This window comes from Acidobacteriota bacterium (assembly GCA_016703965.1).
In the GTDB taxonomy this organism is placed as follows: domain Bacteria; phylum Acidobacteriota; class Blastocatellia; order Pyrinomonadales; family Pyrinomonadaceae; genus OLB17.
The window spans coordinates 1,753,971-1,777,082 of sequence record JADJBB010000021.1 but is presented as its reverse complement, the minus strand read 5'-3'; the positions used below and the strand labels follow the sequence as shown (position 1 = coordinate 1,777,082).

The 23,112-nt window shown below is 53.2% G+C and carries 18 protein-coding genes, 1 tRNA gene and 1 pseudogene; 5 read left to right on the top strand and 15 right to left on the bottom strand.

Annotation, left to right across the window (positions count from 1 at the left end; all coding sequences use genetic code 11):
- Nucleotides 1–49: 49 nt before the first annotated feature.
- Nucleotides 50–994, top strand: a complete 945-nt coding sequence (locus IPG22_14960) for a nuclear transport factor 2 family protein (protein MBK6589586.1) — start codon at nucleotides 50–52, stop codon at nucleotides 992–994.
- A gap of 62 nt (nucleotides 995–1,056) precedes the next feature.
- On the opposite strand, the gene IPG22_14955 is transcribed toward IPG22_14960, so the two are convergent.
- The 10 genes from IPG22_14955 to IPG22_14910 form a co-directional block, all read right to left on the bottom strand.
- On the bottom strand, nucleotides 1,057–3,738 hold the full coding sequence (locus IPG22_14955; GenBank protein ID MBK6589585.1) for a ComEC/Rec2 family competence protein: 2,682 nt from the start codon (nucleotides 3,736–3,738) through the stop codon (nucleotides 1,057–1,059).
- A gap of 9 nt (nucleotides 3,739–3,747) precedes the next feature.
- Complete coding sequence (locus IPG22_14950; GenBank protein MBK6589584.1) at nucleotides 3,748–4,041, bottom strand: helix-hairpin-helix domain-containing protein; 294 nt, start codon at nucleotides 4,039–4,041, stop codon at nucleotides 3,748–3,750.
- Nucleotides 4,042–4,138: 97 nt separating this feature from the next.
- Nucleotides 4,139–6,646, bottom strand: coding sequence for a DNA translocase FtsK 4TM domain-containing protein (locus IPG22_14945; GenBank protein ID MBK6589583.1), 2,508 nt, complete (start codon nucleotides 6,644–6,646; stop codon nucleotides 4,139–4,141).
- Nucleotides 6,647–6,650: 4 nt separating this feature from the next.
- Entirely contained in the window at nucleotides 6,651–7,121 is a 471-nt protein-coding gene (locus IPG22_14940; GenBank protein ID MBK6589582.1) for a type II toxin-antitoxin system VapC family toxin, read from the bottom strand.
- Nucleotides 7,122–7,126: 5 nt separating this feature from the next.
- The gene (locus IPG22_14935) at nucleotides 7,127–7,339 is read right to left on the bottom strand and encodes a hypothetical protein (protein MBK6589581.1); all 213 of its coding nucleotides are present in this window, start codon (nucleotides 7,337–7,339) and stop codon (nucleotides 7,127–7,129) included.
- A 33-nt stretch (nucleotides 7,340–7,372) separates the two neighbouring features.
- A complete protein-coding gene (gene prfB / locus IPG22_14930) occupies nucleotides 7,373–8,455 on the bottom strand; it encodes a peptide chain release factor 2 (protein MBK6589580.1) in 1,083 nt (360 codons plus the stop codon).
- Between the two features lie 196 nt (nucleotides 8,456–8,651).
- A complete protein-coding gene (locus IPG22_14925; protein MBK6589579.1) occupies nucleotides 8,652–9,002 on the bottom strand; it encodes a VOC family protein in 351 nt (116 codons plus the stop codon).
- A gap of 468 nt (nucleotides 9,003–9,470) precedes the next feature.
- Nucleotides 9,471–11,108, bottom strand: coding sequence for an apolipoprotein N-acyltransferase (gene lnt / locus IPG22_14920; GenBank protein MBK6589578.1), 1,638 nt, complete (start codon nucleotides 11,106–11,108; stop codon nucleotides 9,471–9,473).
- Between the two features lie 1,000 nt (nucleotides 11,109–12,108).
- Nucleotides 12,109–13,620: a tetratricopeptide repeat protein gene (locus tag IPG22_14915; protein ID MBK6589577.1), complete on the bottom strand. Its 1,512-nt coding sequence runs from the start codon at nucleotides 13,618–13,620 to the stop codon at nucleotides 12,109–12,111.
- 174 nt (nucleotides 13,621–13,794) lie between these two features.
- Nucleotides 13,795–13,869, bottom strand: a tRNA-Glu gene (locus IPG22_14910).
- A gap of 141 nt (nucleotides 13,870–14,010) precedes the next feature.
- Between IPG22_14910 and IPG22_14905 the strand changes: the two are divergent.
- The 3 genes and pseudogenes from IPG22_14905 to polA all read left to right on the top strand — a co-directional run bounded on the left by IPG22_14905 (nucleotide 14,011) and on the right by polA (nucleotide 17,400).
- Nucleotides 14,011–14,339: pseudogene (locus IPG22_14905) on the top strand (type II toxin-antitoxin system RelE/ParE family toxin).
- Nucleotides 14,332–14,640, top strand: coding sequence for a putative addiction module antidote protein (locus IPG22_14900; protein MBK6589576.1), 309 nt, complete (start codon nucleotides 14,332–14,334; stop codon nucleotides 14,638–14,640). The pseudogene IPG22_14905 and the gene IPG22_14900 overlap by 8 nt, the downstream one beginning before the upstream one ends.
- Nucleotides 14,641–14,664: 24 nt before the next feature.
- Nucleotides 14,665–17,400: a DNA polymerase I gene (gene polA, locus IPG22_14895; protein MBK6589575.1), complete on the top strand. Its 2,736-nt coding sequence runs from the start codon at nucleotides 14,665–14,667 to the stop codon at nucleotides 17,398–17,400.
- 8 nt (nucleotides 17,401–17,408) lie between these two features.
- Here the strand turns inward: polA and IPG22_14890 are convergent, their stop codons facing one another.
- On the bottom strand, nucleotides 17,409–18,581 hold the full coding sequence (locus IPG22_14890) for a PAN domain-containing protein (protein ID MBK6589574.1): 1,173 nt from the start codon (nucleotides 18,579–18,581) through the stop codon (nucleotides 17,409–17,411).
- 381 nt (nucleotides 18,582–18,962) lie between these two features.
- Between IPG22_14890 and IPG22_14885 the strand changes: the two genes are divergently transcribed.
- Nucleotides 18,963–19,448, top strand: coding sequence for an SH3 domain-containing protein (locus IPG22_14885; GenBank protein MBK6589573.1), 486 nt, complete (start codon nucleotides 18,963–18,965; stop codon nucleotides 19,446–19,448).
- 112 nt (nucleotides 19,449–19,560) lie between these two features.
- Here IPG22_14885 and IPG22_14880 read toward each other — a convergent pair whose 3' ends face one another.
- The 4 genes from IPG22_14880 to IPG22_14865 form a co-directional block, all read right to left on the bottom strand.
- Nucleotides 19,561–19,992, bottom strand: coding sequence for a hypothetical protein (locus tag IPG22_14880; GenBank protein ID MBK6589572.1), 432 nt, complete (start codon nucleotides 19,990–19,992; stop codon nucleotides 19,561–19,563).
- 21 nt (nucleotides 19,993–20,013) lie between these two features.
- On the bottom strand, nucleotides 20,014–21,039 hold the full coding sequence (locus IPG22_14875) for a hypothetical protein (GenBank protein MBK6589571.1): 1,026 nt from the start codon (nucleotides 21,037–21,039) through the stop codon (nucleotides 20,014–20,016).
- Between the two features lie 54 nt (nucleotides 21,040–21,093).
- Nucleotides 21,094–22,050 carry a discoidin domain-containing protein gene (locus IPG22_14870; protein MBK6589570.1) on the bottom strand — a complete coding sequence of 319 codons (957 nt, stop codon included), beginning with the start codon at nucleotides 22,048–22,050 and terminating at the stop codon, nucleotides 21,094–21,096.
- Nucleotides 22,051–22,409: 359 nt separating this feature from the next.
- Complete coding sequence (locus IPG22_14865; protein MBK6589569.1) at nucleotides 22,410–23,090, bottom strand: hypothetical protein; 681 nt, start codon at nucleotides 23,088–23,090, stop codon at nucleotides 22,410–22,412.
- Nucleotides 23,091–23,112: the final 22 nt, after the last annotated feature.

Here is a 23,112-nt window from a genome sequence, read left to right as displayed (position 1 = left end):
TCACGTCGGCTACCTGGTAGGTTTTTGCCACGATCTTACGGAGAAAAATATGAAACGCATCACACTGATGACCATGACACTGGCCGCCGCGGCCCTATTTGCCGCCTGCGGTGCACCGGCCGATAACAAACCGGCCGCCAACAACGCTAACGCATCCAATGCCAACGCCAATGCGACCGCCAAGCCTGTCGCTGCGGCCCCGACCAAGGAGGCACTGATGACGCTCGAAAAAGGCGGTTGGGAAGCCTGGAAGAATCGCGACGCCAAATGGACCGTCGAGAACGCGTCGGACAAATACGTCGGCCTAGGCACGAGCGGCCGCATGGACAAGGCCGCATCGGTCAAGTCGTACACCGAGCAGAAATGTGAGGTCAAAAGCTACTCGCTATCTGACGAAAAAATGCAGATGGTCGGATCCGACGTCGCTATCCTGACGTTTAAGGGTGCTCAGGACGCAACCTGCGACGGCAAGAAAAACCCTGCCAACGTCCACTCGTCGAGCATCTACGTTCGCGAAGGCGACAAGTGGAAAGCAGCATTCTACGCCGAAACTCCGGCCATAGACCCAAAGGCTCCGCCGAAGGCCGCCGCCAAGAAGGACGATGCCAAGAAGGAAGAGGCTAAGCCTGACGCGGCGACCGAAGCGGTGCTCGCGATCGAAAGGAAGGTCTGGGAAGCGTGGAAAGCAAAAGACATCTCTGCTCTCGAGGCGATCCTTGCCAAGGACTTTGCATTTGTCAGCGGCGAGGGCCTCGGCGACCGTGCCACCGTGATCAAGAATTGGTCGACCGACAACAAATGCGAGATCAAGAGCGTATCGCTCACCGACGCAATGTCTGTCTCGATCGCGAAGGACGTGACCCTGCTCACCTACAAGGGCGGTGCCGATGGCAAATGCGAAGGCCAGCCCGTCCCGACCGAGTGGTACATGGCCGTTTACTCGAAAGAAGGTGAAGCATGGAAACCCAATTTCGGCATGGGCATCTCTCAATAGCCAAAATAAACGTTTAGTGGAGAAAGGCCGGAGTATTCGCTTCGGCCTTGTTTCACTGGGGCTCAAGGAAGGAATGTTTTGACCTCGATCTCAGTGCCATCTGTCGAAACCGAGACCAATCCGCGTTCGCCGGTTGTCGTTACTTTCGCACCCGCGGCTTTCCATCTATCGACAACTTCTGCGTGCGGATGCCCAAATGGCGACGAACGGCCAACCGAAATAACCGCGTATTTAGCCGCGACGGCGTTTACAAAGTCGACCGTTGAGGATGTCCGGCTTCCGTGGTGCGGGATTTTTATGACGTCGGAAGCAAGCGTGGTTTCTCCGGCAAGCATCTGCGTCTCGGCTTCGCGTTCGATATCGCCTGTGAGCAGGAACGCTCGTTTGCCGCAAACGATCCGGAGCACAACGGAATTGTTATTCTCTGAGAGTGTATTCGTATCGTAAGCGGACTGAGGATAGAGTACCTCAACTCTCACGTCGCCCATCTGCATCACATCGCCGCGAGCGATTGTCTCTGCCGGAATTCCGCGTCGGTGCAATACCTCGCTCAATTCGGCGAGATCGGGATCGGTGGGCACCACGCGGCCAAAGACCGCCGAATCAACGCTGAAATTCTTGGCAATCTCGGTCAATCCCTGTATATGATCCGCATCCGCATGCGTCGCCAGAATATGGTCGATCCGCGAATATCCCCGATGCCAAAGAAACTCGGAAACGACCGCTTCCCCGATGCCGCGTGCATCGGGAATGAACGCTTCGGCTTCTTCATCTGCCCTTTTATATTTCTGTTTCCCGCCGCCATCGACCAGCATTGTACGGCCGTCGGGAAAAGTGACCAGTGCTGAATCGCCTTGGCCAACATCGAGAAAATCAACGTGCAGCCGCCCGTCCGGGCGTGGAGCACTGAAAGGATGGAATACGATCAATAGGACAAGTATCGCTACGGACGCGGCAGTCGGAATAAGCACTTTTTGGCTGAGGATCGCTCCCTCATGTTTGAGATCGAACGGCCGCCATTTGCTCAATGCGAAAGCGAGGATCGAAACCGGCAAAAAGAAAAGAAGGTAAACGAATCGGCCATTTCCTGAATACGCCGGAAGCCGAAAGCTCAGCCAACTATTATCTGAAAACAGCCGCGGCAGGAAAAGCATCAGCCAGTTAAAAAGCTCGGCAAACGCGAATATTCCCCCTGCAAGTAACTCGCTAAATTGCCCCGCCACAACCCCAAGCACCGCCGCAAAACTCTCAAGTGCGATGAAGATGCCGACCCACAAATTCAGCACCACCGAGATCAACGAAACGCGATGAAAATACACCACTGACAGCGGCAGCATGCAGATTTGCACGACAAGCGAGACGAGAATTCCCTCAAAGATATACTGCAAGACAAATTGAACGCCGTGCCTGATCTTTGACTCGAACATCGGAGATTTGAATATATTAGCGGTCCAGATCTGCCGCTTCGATTCGAACTTCCAACGATCCTCGCTCCAGTAGATTGTCTCGCAAAAACGCTTGAGCCAAGCAGGAACATTCGGCGGGAACGGCCGCTCTCTCGTGGGCATCCAGCCACCGATGTTTCGCAACACCTCGATCAGCGGATACGCTACAGCGACGATCGCCGCAACGCTGACGAATGTGAGTTGAAACGAAGGATCGAACAATTCCGACGGCCGCCAGACAAGCAAAATCAGTCCGCAAGATCCGAGCGAATTCAGCAGCCCCGACCGCCGGTAAATGCAGTAGGAAAACAGCATCACCGTAAACATTAAAGCCGCACGAACGACCGGAACATCGGCTCCGACCGCGAGCGTGTATGCCCACAAAACCGTTGTCGTCACTCCGAATTGAAGCCAGCGATTCCGCGTAAGCTTTCGTAGAAATAACAGCAGCAGACCGCCAATAAAAGTGATATGAAGGCCCGAGATCACAAGGATATGAAACGTCCCGCCATCTCGAAAAAAGTCAGCCGTTCCCTTATCCAAAAACTGTTTGTTCCCCAACAAACTCGCTATCATCACACCAGCAGCCGGTCCGCTAAGGTTCCGCTGAAAGCTTTCGATAACCCTCGCCCGCTGATCATAAACCCAAGCTAGCGGCAGGAAAACGCTCTCGTCAGCGATCTTTTCGATAAGCAAAGGGCTCTTCACCGCCCCCGTCGCATCGACGCCGAGGCGGTCAAGTATCTCGCGTCTTGGGATCACCCCGGGGTTGAGATATTCGTTGTCGCGTTCGAGTTTGGTAGCGATGCGAAGACGGGAGCCGTATTTGAGATTCGAAATTTGAGATTTGAGATCGTCAATCTGGACGTAAAGACGAACTTTACCGCTAGCTTTTCGTTCGGTACTTCGTTGCTTGATTTGATCGACGGCTAGGTTTAGCAGAGCACCTTCTACGGAAGCCTCAGGCCGTCCAAGCAGCACGCCCTCGACCTCGACAGGTTCGCCGGAAATTAGCGTGCCGTTGTCGAACAGGATCTTAAGCCGATCGGGTGAAACGCTTCGCTTTTCTGCGACGGCCGAAGCGAAACCGGCAAGTCCGAAGGCAGCCAGGATAATGCTAGTGGCAACGGATTTCGAACGAAGGAGGAACGCGGATACTGTGAATGTCAAAGCCACAATCGCAACGATCCGTAGATCGGCATTCACAACATTCGCCGCCAAAATCCCCAACGCAAACGCCATTCCAAGCCAGAGCATCGGATTGCGGTTGAAGTTGGGAGGCCGACGATCTTCGGGCATCGTTAAATGTTATTCGGTTTTAATTAATGGACGAAGTTCGACAAACCGCTCTTCGCTGATCCCGCGTATCTGCATAAGATGCTCAACGCGTCGAAACGGGCCGTTTGCCGTCCGAAACTCAACGATCGACTCCGCCGTCTTACGGCCGATGTGCGGCAGTTTTTCGAGTTCATCGACGGTTGCAGTGTTTATGTTCAGTCCGTTAGAACTGTTGGCGATCTCACTAGAAATGTGTTCAATACGACGCGAGCACGATAGCAAAAAACATGACGTGATCGCAACGAGCAGGATAATTCGGCACATTTCCTAAATATTCAGTGGATAGTGGTTAGTGATAAGTGAGCAGTGACTATCCACTTGTCACTAACCACTATCCACTGACGAACAAAAACGACGGAGACTAATACTCATCTCCCAACGCACCTTCGTTGACGTCTTGCAGATCCTCATACGCCTTCGGTAAAACCGGCCGGGCACGCGAGGAGCCGTCCATTTCGCCGATGTAGCCTTCGCGGACCATGGCGTCAAGGATAGCTGCGGCTCGGCCGTAGCCGATCCTCAAATGCCGCTGCAATAACGATGTGGAGCCGCGTTTAGCCTGGACGACACACTTGAGAGCGTCCATGAACAGCGGATCACGGCGGCCGGGCAGGTCGCCGCTGTCGTCGAGTTCTTCTTCGGTTTTGGTGATGGTCGTGTCGTATTCCGGGCGGCCCTGGGCTTTCACGAATTCAACCACATCGTTTATCTCGCCCTCATCGACAAACGCTCCATGGACGCGAATGACGTTCGATTGTCCCGGCGGCAAAAACAGCATGTCGCCCTGTCCAAGCAAGCTTTCGGCACCGTTGCCGTCGATGATCGTTCGGCTATCGACCTTTGACGAGACCCGAAATGCGATACGAGTCGGCATATTCGCCTTGATAATACCGGTAATAACATCGACCGAAGGCCGCTGCGTTGCAAGTATCAGGTGAATCCCAACCGCTCGAGCCATCTGTGCAAGCCGCGTGATCGATTCCTCGACCTCTTTACCGCTAACCATCATCAGGTCGGCGAGTTCGTCGATGATGATGACGATGTACGGCAGCTTGCGATACGCATCACCGTTGTCATCGAGGCGTTCTTCGGTAATGAAGCCGCCGATCTTTTCATTGAAGCCGGCGATATTTCGCACGCTTTGCTTCGCGAGATCCTTGTACCGCTTTTCCATCTCAACAACGGCCCATCGAAGTGCTGTTGCGGCACGTTTCGGATCCGTGATGATCGGTGTTGCCAGATGCGGAATATCGGCATAAAGCCCGAGTTCGACCTGTTTGGGATCGACCATGATGAACTTAACTTCATCGGGGCGTGCCTTATAAAGGATCGACATGACCAGCGTGTTGATCCCGACCGATTTACCCGCACCGGTCGCACCGGCAATCAGCAAATGCGGCATCTTTGTGAGATCGGCAACATATTTTGCACCATCGATGGTCTTTCCAAGCCCAAGCGTGACCAGCGAGCCGGAATCCTTGAACTTCGCCGATTCGATCACCTCGCGAAGATAGATCGTCTCGCGTTTCTGATTCGGTACCTCAATGCCGACATACGCTTTCCCCGGAATTCGATCGATACGGATCGAAGGAGCTTTCAGAGCGAGGCAGAGATCGTCGACCAAGCTCGTCACCCGTGAATATTTCACACCTGCCGCCGGCTTAAATTCGAACGTCGTCACCACCGGCCCGGGCATAATATTGACCACTTTTCCAGGGACGCTAAACTCCGCCGTCTTTTGCTCAAGCAAGGATCCGATCCCGCGAAGTTCGGCTTCGTTGTGAGTAAACGTCGTTTTTGCCTCGGTCAAAAGGTTCGTGTCAGGGAGCAGGTATCCCGCGTAAGCCTGAGCGTCCGCGGTTTTGACCGCTTCGTCCAGAGCTTCATCGTTTTCGATAGCAGGGCTTTGTTCGATCTCGGCCGCCTTCGCTCGGATCCGTTTTTTCGGCATGTCGAAAGGAATTTCTTCAAATTCCGGCTCGACGACCTTCTGCGTTTCGTATGGATCTTCGCGAGTTTCAATAGTCGGGATCGACGGAGCGTCGTCAAACATCGGCTCGGCCCGACCGACGGCCGCCGCAGCCGCGAGCGATTCCATATTGCCGACCGGAATGGTCGCGGGAAGCTCTTCGTCGTCGGCTTTCTTGGGAAAAGGTTCGCGTCTGCCTTTTCGCTTGTCAGCCCGCAACTTGGCTTCCTCGATCTGGTCGTGGCGAGCTTCGCGGCGTTTGTCACGCCATTCGTCGATGCGGATCTTGAGGTTTTCGCCGGCGACGTCAAAATGGCTAAGGAAACCGGCGAGCGTGAAATTTGTGATCAGCAGGATCGAACTAACAAAGATCGCGGTCAGCAAAATGCCCGTTCCGACGGAACCGATAAAATACATGGTTCCCTGAGCTGCCGCCTCCCCAACGATTGCCCCGTAACCACCAAATAATGTGATCAACCCCGACAGCGAAACCGCAAAAAACACATATCCGGCGACTCTCGCCGCTCTCGGAATCAAGGTATCAGACTGAAAAACCCGCCAGGCGATCACTGCGATCAGAACCGGTATCAAATACGCCGTCCAGCCAAACGTGCTAAACAAAACCGCCGCAATATTTGCTCCGACAACGCCGACCCAATTCTTCAGCTTCGGAGCCCCGCTGCCCGTCGATATCCACGAACGGTCATCCGCACTGCTCGTGATCAGACACAGCAAGACCATCACCGCGACAGCTGCCAGAATGATCGCCACCACATCATTCCAGTGCGAATGCTTCGCCGCCTTCGCTCCCCGCTTTTTAAGCAAAGTGGTACCGTCCGCCAGACAAAAATTAATGTCGTCGTCCTTATATACCTCGTTGCATGTAGGGCAAATTTTCATCTGATCACTCAGAGACGTTTTGCTCGTCTGAGACTAATATCGATTGCGGATCGATCACTTCGATGAACCCAAAACGTTTGAAATCTTTGCCATTGAAAGTCAGGAGTTTCGTGATTTGATGAACGCTCATCGCGGCAGCGATACGAGCGTCGTGGACCTGTTTGCCGAGGACGGAATTGTCACGAACGATGGACCTCCATTCAGCGTAAATGGCTTGGGTGTCTGGCAATAGCGTGAAAATGGTTTCGTAGCGAGCGACCTCAATTTCCGCCACGATCGATGTCCATCCGAAGCCATTTTGCTCAAGCGGCCGTGTTGAGACATTCCAGAATTCAATTAGATTCTGAGGCAACACACAAATTTCATCGTACTCCTTGCTCAAAGTCACGAGAGCATTAGCCGCCAAAACGTGGGCGTGGTGATCAGGTTGCAAATTGCGCAGCAGGACATTTGTGTCAGTGAGAATCCTTCGCATGCGGCTCAGTCCTCGTAAATCGCTTCGCGAGAGTCGTCAAGAATGACGGCACGGTTACCCGCATGCCTTTCCACCATCTCTTTTAGAGCAGCAATTCGTTCTTCCTTCGTCAACGCAACCGGCTTCTCAAGCAAGCTGTTTACATAGTCGAGAACCTGTTTCTGCGACGCTGGCGGCAGCATTTGCACCTTGGTTGTGATAGCTTCGACCGAGTTCATATTCTCACCTCGCGGGAAATTTTAGCACAATAACTAGCGCTGAACATTAGTTTTCTTGAACAGCAAAAACTCCTTGATAAACTCATCAATATCCCCATCCAAAACCGCGTCAACGTCCGATTTTTCGTACTTTGTCCTTGTGTCTTTAACCAGTTTGTACGGATGCAGTACATAATTCCGGATCTGCGACCCGAAGGCGATGTCTTGTTTGGTGGCTTCGAGTTCGGCGGCTCCGGCTCTTAGTTTTTCTAGTTCGACCTCGTACAGTTTCGAACGCAGCACCTGCATCGCGACCGCACGGTTTTGGATCTGCGAACGCTGGTTCTGACATGTTACAACAATATTGGTCGGAATATGCGTGATCCTTACCGCCGAATCGGTCACGTTCACGTGCTGCCCACCAGCTCCCGAAGACCTGTACGTATCAATACGGAGGTCTTTATCCTCAATGTTCACCTCGATCGTCTCGTCGATCTCAGGCGAGACAAAGAGCGATGCAAACGAAGTTTCACGGCTGCCGCCCGAGTTGAACGGCGAGATACGCACCAAACGATGCACACCGGCCTCAGCCGACAGCAGACCGTAGGCATAATCGCCTTCGACACGGAATGTCGCGGATTTCAAACCCGCATCGCTGCCGGATTGTTCGTCGATGACCTCGGCCTTAAAACCTTTTTTCTCACACCAACGCAGATACATCCGCAGCAGCATCTGGCAAAAATCCTGCGCGTCCGTCCCGCCAGCTCCGGCCTGGAGCGAGCAGATCGCGTTGTTCGCGTCCGTTTCGCCGGACAGCAAACTCTCCGTCTCAGCCTCAGCTACCTCTTTATCCAAACGCTCGATCAGGGCCGCAAGTTCCGTCGCTGAATCAGCGTCCTCAGCCGCAAAATCGAACAAAACCTCAGCATCCGAAACGCCCGTCTCAAATGCCTTCTGCCGCGACAGAGCCTTCTCGATCCGCGACCGCTGCTGCACGACCTTCTGCGCCGATTCCTGATCGTCCCAGAATCCGGGAGTAGAAATAAGTTTTTCTGATTCGTCTAGTTCGCGTTGTTTGGCAGGTGCGTCAAAGAAACCTCCCAAGTTGGGTAACTTTCTCTTTGATCGCGTCGAAATTGGTTTGCAGTTCTGTGAGTTCCATTACCGACTATTCTACCGCAGAGGCACAGAGACGCAGAGTGGATCAGGCAGTTTTAACCACAGATGGACACAGATGAACGCAGATATAAGGAATTTTGAGCATCGATCGGTCCGCCTAGTTCCCATCTGTGTTTATCGGTGTCCATCTGTGGTCAAATTTCCCGTGTATCAGCTACGAATCCTTATTCTGCCCGATCCACAACCTATTCCCATCCGGATCGTCGAGCCGGAATTCGGTTAGGCCGTAGAATGTGGTTTCGAGATCGGGTATCTGGACGCCGTTGTCCCGGACCTGTTTGTGATATTCCACGATGTCGTCAGGATATAGATACAGCACGCCCGAACGCGGTGCTCCCGGACGCACATTGATCGACTGCTCGACCATGATCCGGCATTCCCCAAACACCAGCATCGCCCACCGCCACTCATCCCGACGGCTCTCAACGCTGAATCCCAACTTCTCGTAAAACTCAATGCTTCGACCAATATCAGCTGCCGGCAGCATCGGTATTAGGCGGTTCATTTTCATAGAGGCATCCCCTGTCGTTTTGTCTCCTGTCGCCAACGGCGACAAACATTAAAGCCTAGGGTGCAGCGAGTCTTCGAGCGAAACCCTAGGTAGCGTCAAAAATAAGGTACCGTCCCTGTAGGGGACGAACATTCCAACAGCACGCGTTGTTGCTCCCCTTCAGGGAGCGAATATTATCTGCCATCTGACCTAGGGTTCCGCAAAGCCTCCACCCCAGGCTTTAATGTTTGTCGCTGTTGGCGACGCTACCGATGAGGCCCGAGATGAAATCGCATGTCCGTGATCGTCGAATCAATATACGACAAAGGACGGAAGAGGTAGTACAAGATCTCTCGATCCTCCGGAAATATCACGTATGAGAGCCCATCCGACGCCGATATCTGGATATGAGTGCGTCGAAACTCTAAATAAGCGCCTAGATAGAGGCAGCACAACATGATGAATATGAGGATCACGCGGTTTCTACGACTCACAGGTTTTCCTCTTCACCACGCAAAGTGACAAAAGACCCAGCGTCAACACCGAGCACAACCATGCGAACCATTCGCCATACCTAACATATAGTGTCTGCGATCCGTCCGATTTTGGAAAAGACATAACCAAGGTTCCTTCTGTGTAGGATTTAGGACCACAATCAGCCATCGAGTCGCAGATGTCGCCATTTGGACTTATGTGAGCGGTAATACCTACATTTGTCACCCGAAGGACTGGACGGTTCGACTCGACCGCCCGAAATATTGCGTTCGCCAGATGCTGACGGAGAACGGGTGTAGGTCCAAGATAACCGTCGTTCGTCATCTCTATCAAAGCGTCTGCTCCGTTTCGAACATATTCACGACTCAGTTGTCCGAAGTGCGATTCAAAACAAATCATCACACCAGCTTTCAAATCGCCTACCGGCATAATGTCGTATTCGCGACCGTACGAAAAATTCCCAACAAAACCCGGGATCACCGAATCCAGTGGGCGTGGCACCGCCTCACCGAATGGAAGTAGAAATATCTTGTCGTATTGCGCAACCTCACGTCCGTCGGGGCCAACCATTACTGCGGAATTGAAATATTTGCCATTTGTGTCGTCCGGTTCTGCAGAGTTGAATAGAACGCTAACCTGATTTCGACGAGAAAAATCCCCAACAAATCGTTGGAACTCAAGGTCGTCGTTGTACATGTAATTCATCGGAGATTCTGGCAGAACAACGGTTACGCTGCGGTCTTGGGGCTCAGAATCGGTACCGGATTCTCTATTGCGAACCTTGCGAACCTCAAGCTCTGCCAGGTCAAATTGCCTTTGTCGAAGCCGTTCGAGGTCGCTATAGCTTATTCCCGACATCGGGACATTAGGTTGGATCGCCACGACGGTCTGCCAGGGTTTCCTTTCCACGTTACTCAAGTTGGAAACCGCATGTACAAACGACAAAGCAAGCGACAACGCAAGCAAGAAGGTCCATTCGAGAGCGATTCGTTTGCTCGTTTTTACTAGGTCATCGGAGGTAATCGTCACCGTCAAGGTGCGGACGATCATGACATTAACAGAAAGGATAACGCCAGTAGTGAACAGTACGCCGCCAATTGCCGCGGTCCATAGACTTGGGACGAGCCACATTGCAGGAATACTGCAAGATGGTTCGCATGCCTGCGAGTATGCAATCGCATTCCAATTATTCCCCGTCAGCCAATACCGCAAAAACTCCGTAAACACCCAAACGAACGGAGCCGCCAGGAATCCCCACGAGCCGAACCGCCTGAGCAGCACCGCCAGAATGCCCGCGAACAAAGCCGGAAACAGCCCGACCGCAGCCGCCACGAAAACCATTCCCGAATACGCCAGCCACGGCGGGAATCCGGCGTAGTTGATCGGGGCAAACGTCAGCCACCAGCACGTTCCAAAAAAGAAGACAGTACCGAACAGCCATCCAATTGCAAACGACCGCACGACAGATTCCTTTTCCCGCTCCACCGCCCACATCAACGGAACCAGAGCGAACCACGCAGTGAACCACCATTCAAAATCAGGAAACGCCACGATCAGCAATCCCGCCGCGAGGATCGCGAGTAGAGCGTTTTTCCAGTTGGGAAGGATTTTTGTAAGAAAGCTCATGGTTTCGCTCCGGGTCAGAACCCCCCTGCGTAAGCGGGGGGAACGACCGCCAACAATATTCAAGTTCGTTCCGCCCGCTTACGCACGCGGTTCTGACCCGGAGAGGCGGCCGGTTGAAAATATATTCTAACAAATACTGGAAAGCCGCGATGCTTATCACTTCGCTCGACCATTTTGACCGTTCAAAATGACCAAAACAACAATTTGCGGCAGTTTCAACTGACAAAATCTGTCAGATAACCGATTTGCCGTCACGGGCAGGTCAAATAGCCCGAAACACGTGATGCAGATTGAACGAATTTGATTCAAATTGAACGATACGCCCGTCTTTACTGGAAACCGCGAAAACACTGGGGTTTAAAGGAGGAGAGCCCGACTCGGGTGAGTCGGGCTCGTAAAGGTAGGACAACTGTAGGAACGCTCGGAAGGTGTAAGAGCACAGTGGCAAACCGCGCTCGATGTAGTGATGGCGGAGGGTCTTGATCGGGTGACCAAGCTGGCCACTGCTTCTATTGCACATAGCGTGCCACGGAAGAAGGCAGGGAGACAGGAGACGGGAGACATGGAGAATTAGGGATTCAAATTCAGTGATGGCCTGTATTTACCACTCCGAGCCTCGTGTCTCCGTCTCTTGTCTCCTGTCTCTTGTCTGCGGGTCCTCCTCTCTCCTCGTCTTCATCTGCTTTAAAAGGAAGAAGCCCGGCCGTTGTGGCCGGGCTTGAAAGGTTGGACAGATGAAGGAACGCTCGGAAGGTGTAAAGCACAGTGGCAAAACTCGTGCTCGTTGTAGTGGTGGCGGCAGGTCTTGATTCCTTAACCAAGCTGGCCGCTGTTTACTACTGCACATACCGTGCCACAGATCTAGTCCGGAGTCGGGAGTCAAGAGTCGAGTGTTAAGAAAAGGAAAAAAAGCCCATTTTATTGGGCTTCTAGAAACGTAAAGAATTGTATTGGAAACATACCGCTAACTCTCGACTCCCGACGCTAGACTCCAGACTTACTATTTGGAGCACCGTTCCGACGATCTTTGCAAAGCTAGTGCATCGGGGTTGTCAGGGCCGATCTCAAGGGCTGAGGCGACGAAGCTTTTGGCCTGCAGGCAATCACCCTTTTCGATGTAGATCTTGCCGAGGCTGACGTGAGCATCGATCAGCTTATTATCCCAAAAGATCGAGGTCTTGAAGGAACTGATCGCCTGGTCGATATCGCCGCGGCGAAGGTGGATCTTGCCCAGCAGAAAATAGCTTTCAGCGCTCATCGGCTCACTTGCCAGCACCCGGCGAAGCGTGGTCATGGCTTCATCGTCGTTGCCATTCTTGATGAGCGTACGAGCGAGGCCGAGCAGGCTTTCCGTCTCACTTATCTCAGCCGTGCTCGCGGCAACGGGTTTACGGCTCAAGACGACCGCGACAAAGTCCTTCCTAGCCGGCTGATTCACCCGAAGTGTTATCTCGCTGATGGTCTTAGACTTCTGCCACTCTGTCTCGAGCTTGGCGTAGCGGTTATTGTCGGTGAGGAAGCGCTGTGCCTGGTTGTTGATATCCGTGACCGACGGATCTTTCAGCGTATCGAGCACCTTGGAAAATATGTAGTAAGCCTCGCCGTCACGTGGGTTCGCGGCGATCGTGGAACGGAGCTGGGTCGCGGCCTCAATGGTATTTCCATTGAAAAAAAGGGCAGTCGCATAATTGAACCGAACATTCGCATCATCCGGAGCTGATTCCGAAGCTTTCTTAAGAAGCTCCATTCCCTCGTTCAGCAATGCCGCCGCCTTGGCAGGATTCTTTTTCTCGGCACGCGAGGCCTGAACCGCAATAGCACCCAACGCGTTATAGACCGTCGTCAGCTTAAGGTCATCAGTAAGCGGCCTGAGTGTGGCGAGAGCCGGTTCGTAATTTCCTTGCTGCCAAAAGATCAAGCCGATATAGAACGACGCCTCGGCGTAATTCTCGTCACTGCACTGCGCCTGCTTGTTTTCAGCCTTTGCCTTGTCCCGGCATTTCTGGCTGGCGCTGACCACTTTTTCAAAGGCGCCGATCGATTCCGAAAATTTCCGCTGGCCAAGATAAATATGCCCCAGCTCGATCTCGGCCTCGGTATATACGCCGTCGGGGATCGCTTTAGAGAATTCACGCGACGCATTGGTGAAATAGATCTCCCGAGCCTGTTTGTCAGCGGTCAGCAGGCCCTTGATATAAGCCTCAAACGCGCGGGACGGAACTGTATTTGCCGCCTCGATCAACTGATTCTGCGAATACGGCAAAGCCTTATCACGCTGATACAGTATCTGGTATGCGATCTGGCCCTGGATCGTCTGTAGATTGCCAAGGGCGTCGTTCATATTGATATCGCGGGTCACCTGCCGTCCATCGATCACCTCGCTCATGAACCGCCCTTCGTTTACGCGAACGATTTTCGACGTAACGTTAATGGTCGCCGCCGTTTCCGCCCCGGCAGGCACGATCGTGTAGCGGCCTGATATCAGCAAGGTCGCATTGGCATCTCTCGCCATTTTCAGTGACGTTGCAAGGCTCGGGATATTTGTAAGTGGAATTCTGAGACGCTGCTGGATGATCTTACGCTCTATATAAGGATTTTTTTCAGCATCTGTTACTCCAAAACAAAATTCGCTCAGGTTATGAGCGAATTGTACAAAGAAATATGATGCAAAACTTAGGGAAATAGATGGTATCCGGTACGGGATTTGAACCCGTGTTGCCGCCGTGAAAGGGCGGTGTCCTAACCCCTAGACGAACCGGACACAAAGGGAAATGAAATTACAAACATCGCTCCACCTGTCAAAAGGCGAACAAGAAGAATACCGCACAGCATTTAGGCTGTCAAACCGTATTCTGCAACTAAAAGCTTGAAAAACGGTATCCATTTGGATACCAAAGTTCTCGTGGAAGCGAATCCAAAAATACTTCTAGATTATGAAACCGACGACGGGGATTGTCCCATTCGAGACTGGCTAGACTCACTTGACCGAATAACAACAACTCGGATCGAGGCCAGATTAAAAAGGATCGCATTTGGTAATTTTGGTGATGCGAAGTCAGTTGGAAGCGGAGTTAGCGAATTGAGAATGCCGTTTGGAAGTGGCTACAGGGTCTATTTTGCCCAACACGGCGAGACCATTGTCATATTGCTTTGCGGTGGAGACCGCAGGAAAAAGACATTTATATGGCCAAGGAATATTGGTCGAATTTCAAAAGGATGAACAATGCTTAAAAACAGCCGTTCTCACGAACAGGGATTGATCGAGTGGCTTAGAAAAAGCCCTGAAAATCAACGCGATTACCTTAAAGCCTCATTTGAGGAGAACTCCGATATGCCTGAAGCAATTGTTGCGGCCATTCGCGAGATAGCTCAGGCTCGCGGATTCGAATCTTTAGCAAGAGATGCCGGACTCAGTCAAAAATCGCTTTACAAAATACTCGCCGAAGATAAGGCTTCAAAACCGCGTTTCGAAACCATCGTTCAGTTGGTTGGAGCTCTCGGATTGCGATTTACCGTCGAGGGCATTAATTAATACTGCGTGATAGAATCTCTCTAAATGAAACGAGTTTTCCTCATCGACGCGATGTCGCATATCTACCGCGCATTCTTTGCCCCGATGGGCATGAAGCAGGAGCCGCTGCGTAATAGCCGAGGCCAGGTCACGCAGGCGGTTTTTGTATTTACGAACATGCTCCGCAAGCTGATCAATGACGAGAAACCGGAATACATAGGAGCGGTTTTTGATACTGATGTGCCAACATTCCGCCATGAATCGTATGCCGAGTACAAAGCGAACCGGCAGGCGATGCCAGATGATCTTGCGTCGCAAATTCCATATATCATCCGCGTTTGCGAGGCTTTCGGTATCCCCATCGTAAAATCCGACGGCTTCGAGGCGGACGACGTTATCGGAACGCTCGCGCAGCAGATCAAAGCAAAAGAAATGCAGACCGTGATCGTTTCTAATGACAAAGATCTTTGCCAGCTCGTCGTCGATCCTTACATCATCGCGATGAGGCAGAATTCCAACAGTATTAGGCGTAAGGTTCCGGTTGCTCCCATCGAATGGTGCGACGAGGCCTGGGTAAGAAACAAGTTCGGCGTGCCGCCCGATAAGATCATTGACCTGCTGGGGCTGATGGGGGATTCGGTAGATAACATTCCCGGTGCTCCGGGCATCGGAGCGGTTGGTGCTTTGAAGCTCGTCCTCGAATGGGGCTCGGCTCTGGGTGCGATGGAACACGCGGCGGAGATCACGCACAAAACCCAACGCGAAAGCCTGCTGAACAATCAGGACATCATTAAACAATCGCTCGAACTCGCAACGATCCACACTTCCGTTCCGGTCACGCTCGATCTCGACGCCCTTAAACATTCTGAGCCCGATCGAGCGAAAGCATATGAACTTTTCCGCGAACTCGAATTCAAATCCCTAACGAACGAGTTTGCAGGCTCTGGTCCAACTCAGCCAACGGCCGCTCCAAGTGGAGGCGGCGGACTGTTCGACAGTTTACCGCCAGCCGGGCAGGTCGTGGAGACAAACTATACCGTCGTCAAAACCAGCGAAAACGTTGATAAAATGATCCGCCGCCTGTTCGAGGTCGAGCAGTGGAGCTACTTCGTCAACGATCCGAGTACCAACGAAAAAGCAAGCTGCTTCGGCAAGCAGCCGCCGCTCGGCATTGGCATCGGCCTGGGAAACGGCGAGGCGTATTACGTAGATATTGTGAATTTTGAAGGCGGAATTGAGGCCGTGCAGCGGCCGCTCAAAGACATTCTGACCAATGTCTTCATGGACAAAGTCGCGTACGACGAAAAGAAAAATCTCGGTCCGCTTCTAGCTCTTGGTATCCGGCCCGAGCCCGTTCGCGAGGACATTCTCGTTGCCGCCTACCTACTGGAATCGACGCGAGCAAGCTACCCGATCGATTTTCTTGCTCAGGCCTATCTCGATGTGGATATGGCACACACCGTTCCCGGCAGTTTTGATGAGGCTGCCTTTCGCATCGCCGAAAAGGCCGATCTTGCAGCACGACTCGCCCCGGTTCTTCGCCAGAAGCTCCGTGAAAATGAGCTCGAAAAAATGTACACCGAGATCGAGCTCCCGCTGATCCCGATCCTCGCAGACATTGAACTCATCGGTATGAAGGTCGATGGCGAGAGCCTCAAGGTATTCTCGGAGTTTATTACCAAAGAACTCGCCGGGCTCGAAAGTAAGATCTACGCTATCGCCGGACGCGAATTCAACATTGGTTCGCCAAAACAGGTGGGTGAAATATTTGGCGAACTCAATATCGAAACTGGCCGCAAAACCGCGACCGGCCAAGTTTCAACAAGCCACGACGTCCTCGTCGAACTCGCTCAAACGTACGACATTGCTCAGCACATAATTGATTACCGCGAACTCGACAAGCTCCGGGCAACCTACGCCGATGCTTTGCCGAAGATGATCGCCGCAGATGGCCGTATTCACGGAGCTTTGAATCAAGCCGTCGCCGCGACGGGACGGTTAAGTTCGACTGAGCCAAATCTACAGAATATTCCCGTCCGCACCGAACTCGGCCAGCGTATCCGCAAAGCTTTTATCCCCGAAAAAGGCAGCAAGCTGATCTCAGCCGATTATTCTCAGCTCGAGCTCCGTATCCTCGCCCACATCACGCAGGATCCGCGAATGCTCGAGGCGTACAAAAATAACGAGGACATCCACTCGCAAACCGCCCGGCTTGTTTTTGGTGCGACGGACGAAAAAGACCTCAAAGAAAAACGCCGCCTGGCCAAGATCGTCAATTTTGGCATAGCGTACGCTGTCGAGGCATTCGGGCTCTCACAGCGAGTCGGGATCAGCCGGGCCGAGGCAAAGCAGGTGATCGCGGACTATTTTGAAACCTACAAAGGTATCCGCGAATACATGGACCGTACGCCCGAACAGGCAAGGAAACAGGGCTACATCGCTTCCCTCTTCGGCCGCCGCCGCTACTTCCCGTCGATCAACGACCGCAACTTCGCTGTCCGATCACGGGCCGAACGCGAAGCAATCAATATGCCGATCCAAGGTACGGCCAGCGATATTGTAAAGATCGCTATGATCCGCGTCGCCAACGCTCTGAAACAGGAAAAGCTCGAAACAAAGATGATCATGCAAGTGCACGATGAACTTCTATTCGAAGCTCCCGAAGCTGAAGTTGCCACCGCCTCCGCGCTCATAAAACGCGAGATGGAAGCGGCAGCAACCCTCGATGTCCCGCTCACCGTGGAGATCGGGGTCGGCGACGATTGGATGAATGCAAAGTAAAAGGTCTATCAAGGTTTTATCCCGGAAATGCACGAAGTGCTCTTCCCGCTGCCGGATACGCTTGATTTCAACCAGCACCTCGACCTTATGCCCTGAACGCCGGGTTTTACATAAGTGTAGGCTTTGCAATTCGGATCCGCCGCGCAGGCATTTCGGCACAATTCAAAATTAGCCTCTGGCAGATCAAAATTACGGTAGTCGCCGCCCGGCCGGTCGGTGTCGTATTCCACGCTTAGGTTGTTTGCCGTTGCTGCGCGACCACCGGCCGGGGCGGTCACGGGAATTAACGTCGGGGATCCTGCAAGGCTACCACCGACCACCCAGCCGTGTGGCCCATAATTCGCGTTCTGTTCCAATAGACTGATGGCAAAACTTCCTGATGATCCCGGAGCGACGGGGACAGATAGAGAGAATGATTTACTTAGCCTCTCGCCATTCGGAGCTATGTAGTTGTACTCCTTGTGCTCCTTGCCCGCTGCAACCGAAACTCTGAGTTCGTAATAGTCCAACGAACCCGGCCCGCTCGACGGATTCGAACTGGTTGCAGTTCCGGAAACGGTAAGGATAGTTCCAGAGAGCAAGCCTTTGTACTGGCGTCCGGCAACCTTTCCGCTATCACCGCCGCTAGGCGGTTCAAGCTTCGCTCCCGATATCGTGTAGCTAAGAACTCCCCAATAGCCAGGGGACTGCAGCGTCAGGCTGGTCGAGCCGGCTTCGGGAGCGGGTGACGGATTATTTTTTTTGGGATTGAAAGGAAAATATGTGAGAGCGAATTCTATCCGGTCCATCTCGCGCTTTGTTCCTGGGTCTTTTATCTTGTCCTCGGCCCATGCCAGGTCGCCGTAACGCCAATAGAATTTGTCGCCCCATTTCGCCAATAGCTGAGCTTGCTTTTGCCGCTCTGCATCAACTTTTTGTCTCAGCTCATTCAGCCGCTCCCGATCGCTCGGGTCGGAACCCAAGAGCCCGATCGAACTCAACGAGGTAGTACCTACGTCGCCGATCGCCTGCTTGATCTGCCTTGTAGCCATGGCCTCCGCGGCACGGCTTGCTTTGTACTGATTGTAAATTTGCCACCCCTCGGCCTCGTCGGCGTCACGCGGCTTGAAACCTTCCTGGGCCAGCCCAGCTGAAACCGCAGCAATAACGATCGATAGGACACATATAAGCTTTTTGAACATTGTTACCTCCTCGTATTCCGTGCCATTACCAGACACACCAGATCCTCTTTCAATGTAGAAGAAAAGCTATTTCTCAATACAGAAAATGGCAATAGCTATGCCGTAACACAAAGGAATGTTACCAAGCAATATTGGACTCTCGAGGCCCAAAAACGAACGCTCGGGGGACGGAGGCGCGACAAACTTCGACGCTATATGAATTTCTCCACGCTCGGTCATTATGCACCTTCTAAAAAACGCATCATGCCGCCCAAATCGGCCTACTGTTCGTGTTCAAAATGGCACGGCGATTGCGCCTGATTTGTTGAGTAGATGTCACACAATGGCCTGTTAGAAATTTCAAACTGTCAGCCTGTCTGGCAATTACTCAGGGAGGTTATTATGAAAAGAGACCATGTTGACCTGACGATCGCGTTAGGGCTGCTGCTTGGGGCCGGTCTCGCGTGCAACGGGCTGCCGGTGTTCCAGACCCAACAGACAATGCCGCCGCCCGCATCGCCGACTCCTCCGGCGGCCCAGTCCGCAACGCCGGATGCTGAAAACGCAAAGCTGCTTGAAAAGCTATCCGAGCTTGAAAAGAAGATCGATGCCCAGCAAAAACAGAGCAAGTCTTCACCACCGCCTGTAATTCGATCAGGGGGCACAAACGCTTGGGTAAATTCACCGGGCGATGGCTTCCTTGCTCTCCGGAGCGATCCGAGCTCAAACGGTGGCTATCGCGTTATGCAGATTCCTCACGGAGCGAGCGTGCGGGTTCTGAGCTGTCAGGGATTTTCCCAGAATATTGGTGGACACACCGGTCGATGGTGCCGCGTCAGCTATGCGGGAAACACCGGCTGGGCTTTTGACGCCTGGCTTGTCTATTAATTGATTCAGAACTCGGGCCGCGCTTCGAGTTCCGCTTCGGATCTTGAACAGAAAAAGAACCTCGACCATCTCAACATGATCGAGGTTCCAATTTTGTTACTAGCGGCGAGCGTTATTCCCAAAAGTCGCCAACCCCTATTCCCTTAACTTTCTGGCCAGGCTTGACCTTTACGGGGATCGGCTTTTTGGAGTGGCAATCGACACTCATACCACACCTCACAAATTCGTTGTAATACGCCTTGTGACCCGGCACTTCGCTCGTCATTCCGTAAAGTAAATATGTTCCTGACGGCGCGGCGATCTCGTATGTCGCGGCCCGAAAGTTCATCTTGAAACTGATCTTTGCCTCGCGGAGTACTGCTGCCTTGTTGTTTGAGCAATAAACCGGCTCCGCGTATAGAGTTGTTACCTTGAGGCATAAAACCATATCTCGCGGTATGCCGTCGCCGGGATATACCAGCTTGCCCGAGATCACACCAGATTGAGCATAGGCTGAGACTGTCAAGCCAATAAATAGAGCAACTAAAATAATGGATCTTTTCATATCAGTATCCTCCGATAAAGCCTAAAAAACTGTAAAACTGCCCGACCATCCGCCGTATGCTCGGCTAGTAACGCCGTTCCGCGTCGATGCCGAATATCCGCCAGCTCCTGGACGAACCTCGAGGGTGACGCTGCCGCCGGAAATAGTAGTGATCAAGCCGCGATGAACTGCCGCGGTGCAGATCGGCGAATCATCCGTGTAGATATCGGTTCCCCAAATAGCACCTGACGCTGAGCCGCCCGGCGGGCAGAAGAATTTGAATTGCTGACCATTGCGGCCCCTGAGATCGGTCGCAGTAGTTGCCCATCCTATGGTCTTGGCGTTCGGGTCGACCGTCGGCTCTTTCACGTTTACGACCGCAAAACTGCCGCTCCAACGGCCGTAAGCTTTAGTTGTAACACCGTTCCTGGCTGAGGCGGCGTAACTGGCAGCCCCAGGGCGAATTTCGATCGTGATAATACCGCCTGCCCTCGGATCGAGGTACCCGGCGTGTACCGCGGCCGTGCATATCGACGAGTCATCTGTGTAAAGGTCCGTTCCCCAGATCGACCCGGAAAGCGTACCGCCGGCCGGACATTGAAACGCGTACCGCTGACTGTTCTGACCGCGAAGGCCAGTTGCCGTTGTTCCCCAATCGATCTTCTGGGCGGTGGATTCGATCGGCGGGGTCGTTGAGCCGACGATCACGTAGCTTCCGCTCCATCCTCCATATGCTCGGCTGGTAACTCCGTTGCGAGACGATGCGGCATAACTCGACGATCCCGGACGAATTTCAATCGTAACAACCCCGCCACCCTGAGGAGTGATCCGTCGTGCATGCACCGCCGCCGTGCATATCGACGTATCGTCGGTGTAAAGGTCGGTTCCCCAGATCGCTCCTGACAGCGTACCACCCGCCGGACAGGCGAATGAGAACTGCTGATTGTTACGTTCCCGCAATGCCGTCGCGTTACCTTCCCACGTGATACTTGTCTGACCATTCACACTCACAAAAAGTAGTCCGGTCAGAAGTGCCGTTCTAATAATATTTTTCAAACTGGTGTTCATCTCTTCACCTCCTGAATGTAAGATTTCGCTATTCTGTCCTATCGAGGTGCTACTCTAATAAATTTCGACCTCATCTAAATGGAACCAGGTCGTTTCGGCCAATTGAAGCCGAACGAAACGAGCTGACTCGCCTGAGATATTGACGCTTAAAGGCTTACCGGCGAATCGGCCAAAGATCGTGCCGTTGTTGGCGAAGATCCGCTTCCACCGGTTCCCGTCGTTGGAAATCCAAACCTCGATCGTCCGGGCTCTTTCGGTGCAGCAATCGGTCCGATTAAAGATGCGTATCTCAGAGAGCTGCTTGACCTCACCTAGATCGACCTGCCACCAAGGATTTTTTTCGCTCTCGGTATGAAAGCCGTATGATCCGTTCTTCACGCCATCAACTGCTCCATTGGCGTCGTTTGGTTTTGACCACGGTGAGGTGCTGCTCTGTTTTGTCGGCCGATTCAACGCCAGATTCGGCGAGCCCTGTTTCGGTTTTGGCGGCGTGCCCGCGACCCAAACGTAGACGATATCCAGCGTGGTGTGCATGGCTCCAAGTTGGGAAAGGCCGCTGCTGACATGGATCACCATTGTCGAGCCTGGGCCGCCAACCGGGATCGTTCCTTCGCCCTTGCCGCTGGCTGCCGCACCGGGCTGCGTGCCCACCGTGACAATGTACTCGCCATTGTCGATCGCGATGCTGCCAGTTCCGTACCCCCACTGGGGACCGTTTGCTCGGACAGCTTCGTTCGCGCTGAACGCCAAACCCAACTGGAACACGACCTTCTGAAGCGGGATCAGGGTCACCAGATCGGTATTGGCTCCGAAGGTGAGGGTCGAGGTCGTGAGATGCACCACGCGGTCGGCGTTGTCTGTCTTGAAAAATTGCTCGATCGAGCCGCCTTGAAGCCCGCCGGCCACCCTCACCTCATACACGTGTCCTGGCAAAGGCTTGACGGTCGCGTAGTACTCATTTGTCGGCCTGAACGACTCGCTATCATATTTCCAATAACCCTGAGCCTGCACGTTAAAAGGATAAGACGAAATTTCTCTCCTCCCCTTTCCCCTCCCCCCTCCCCCCCCCCCCCCCCCTTCTTTCGCCCCTCCCCCCTTCCCCCCCCCCCCCCCCAAAATCTTTTCCCCCCGCCCCCCCCCGGCGGCCCGCCCCCTCCTTTTCTCCTGGGGGGGGGGGGGCCCTCTTTTTTTTCTTTCCCGTCCTGTGGATCGATCCACGCCGGTCACGCCCCCCGGCATCGCTAAAGTTCCCTGTAAAGACCATAGATGCAGTAATTGCGAGGACGATCATTAATAACAAATTTCTTTTTAGCATGATAGAAACTCCTCAAAACGCATTACTTTTTGCGCGTTTTTTGTCTAAGCAAGGCTCACCGCAACCCGGTCATAATAATCAATTGCGAGCCGTCAAAGATGACCCTCGGGAACCTGTTGAGATCGCTGGGGTCGCCATTCCACGTCTTTGTCGATATGACCTGGCCATTGCGGCCGCAAATGAACTTGATCCGCCCCGCCGCGGTCATAAGGACACGCACTTCACGCTTTTCACCCGGTGCCAGTTTATTTTCCGGCCCAAAGTTCAGCCCCTCCGCAAAAATATGAACCGCTTCGCCCGAACGATTTTCGAAAATTGCCGTTACATACCTCCCGGCATTCGCTACCGGCTGTTTGATCGGCGTCGGCGTCGGCTTTACGACCGGATCTGCGACCGGCGTGCTGCCGCTTGGATAGCCTTTGACGATCGCGTGTCCGCGGCCGCCGCTTTCGCTATTCTGTGCCCAGGTTGACGGGCTGGAATCGACGATGGTATAAGTTCCCGCCGGGATTACAACGTTCGGATTAGCTTCCCAATTAGCATTTGGAACGCCTCCCTGGCCCGGTGTTCCAGTTGTGGACCATGGGCCATACGTCGTTCCGTCGGATCGCCGCAGTGATATTGTGCCAGGACGTGCGGCACCGCGTGCATCATTCCAATGGTATGTAAAGACATACGTGATCATGTGCGGAGCCGAGATCGAGAACTGCGTTGCCGCAGTCGGCCCGTTATACACTCCGCCGATATTGGTGTTCTTG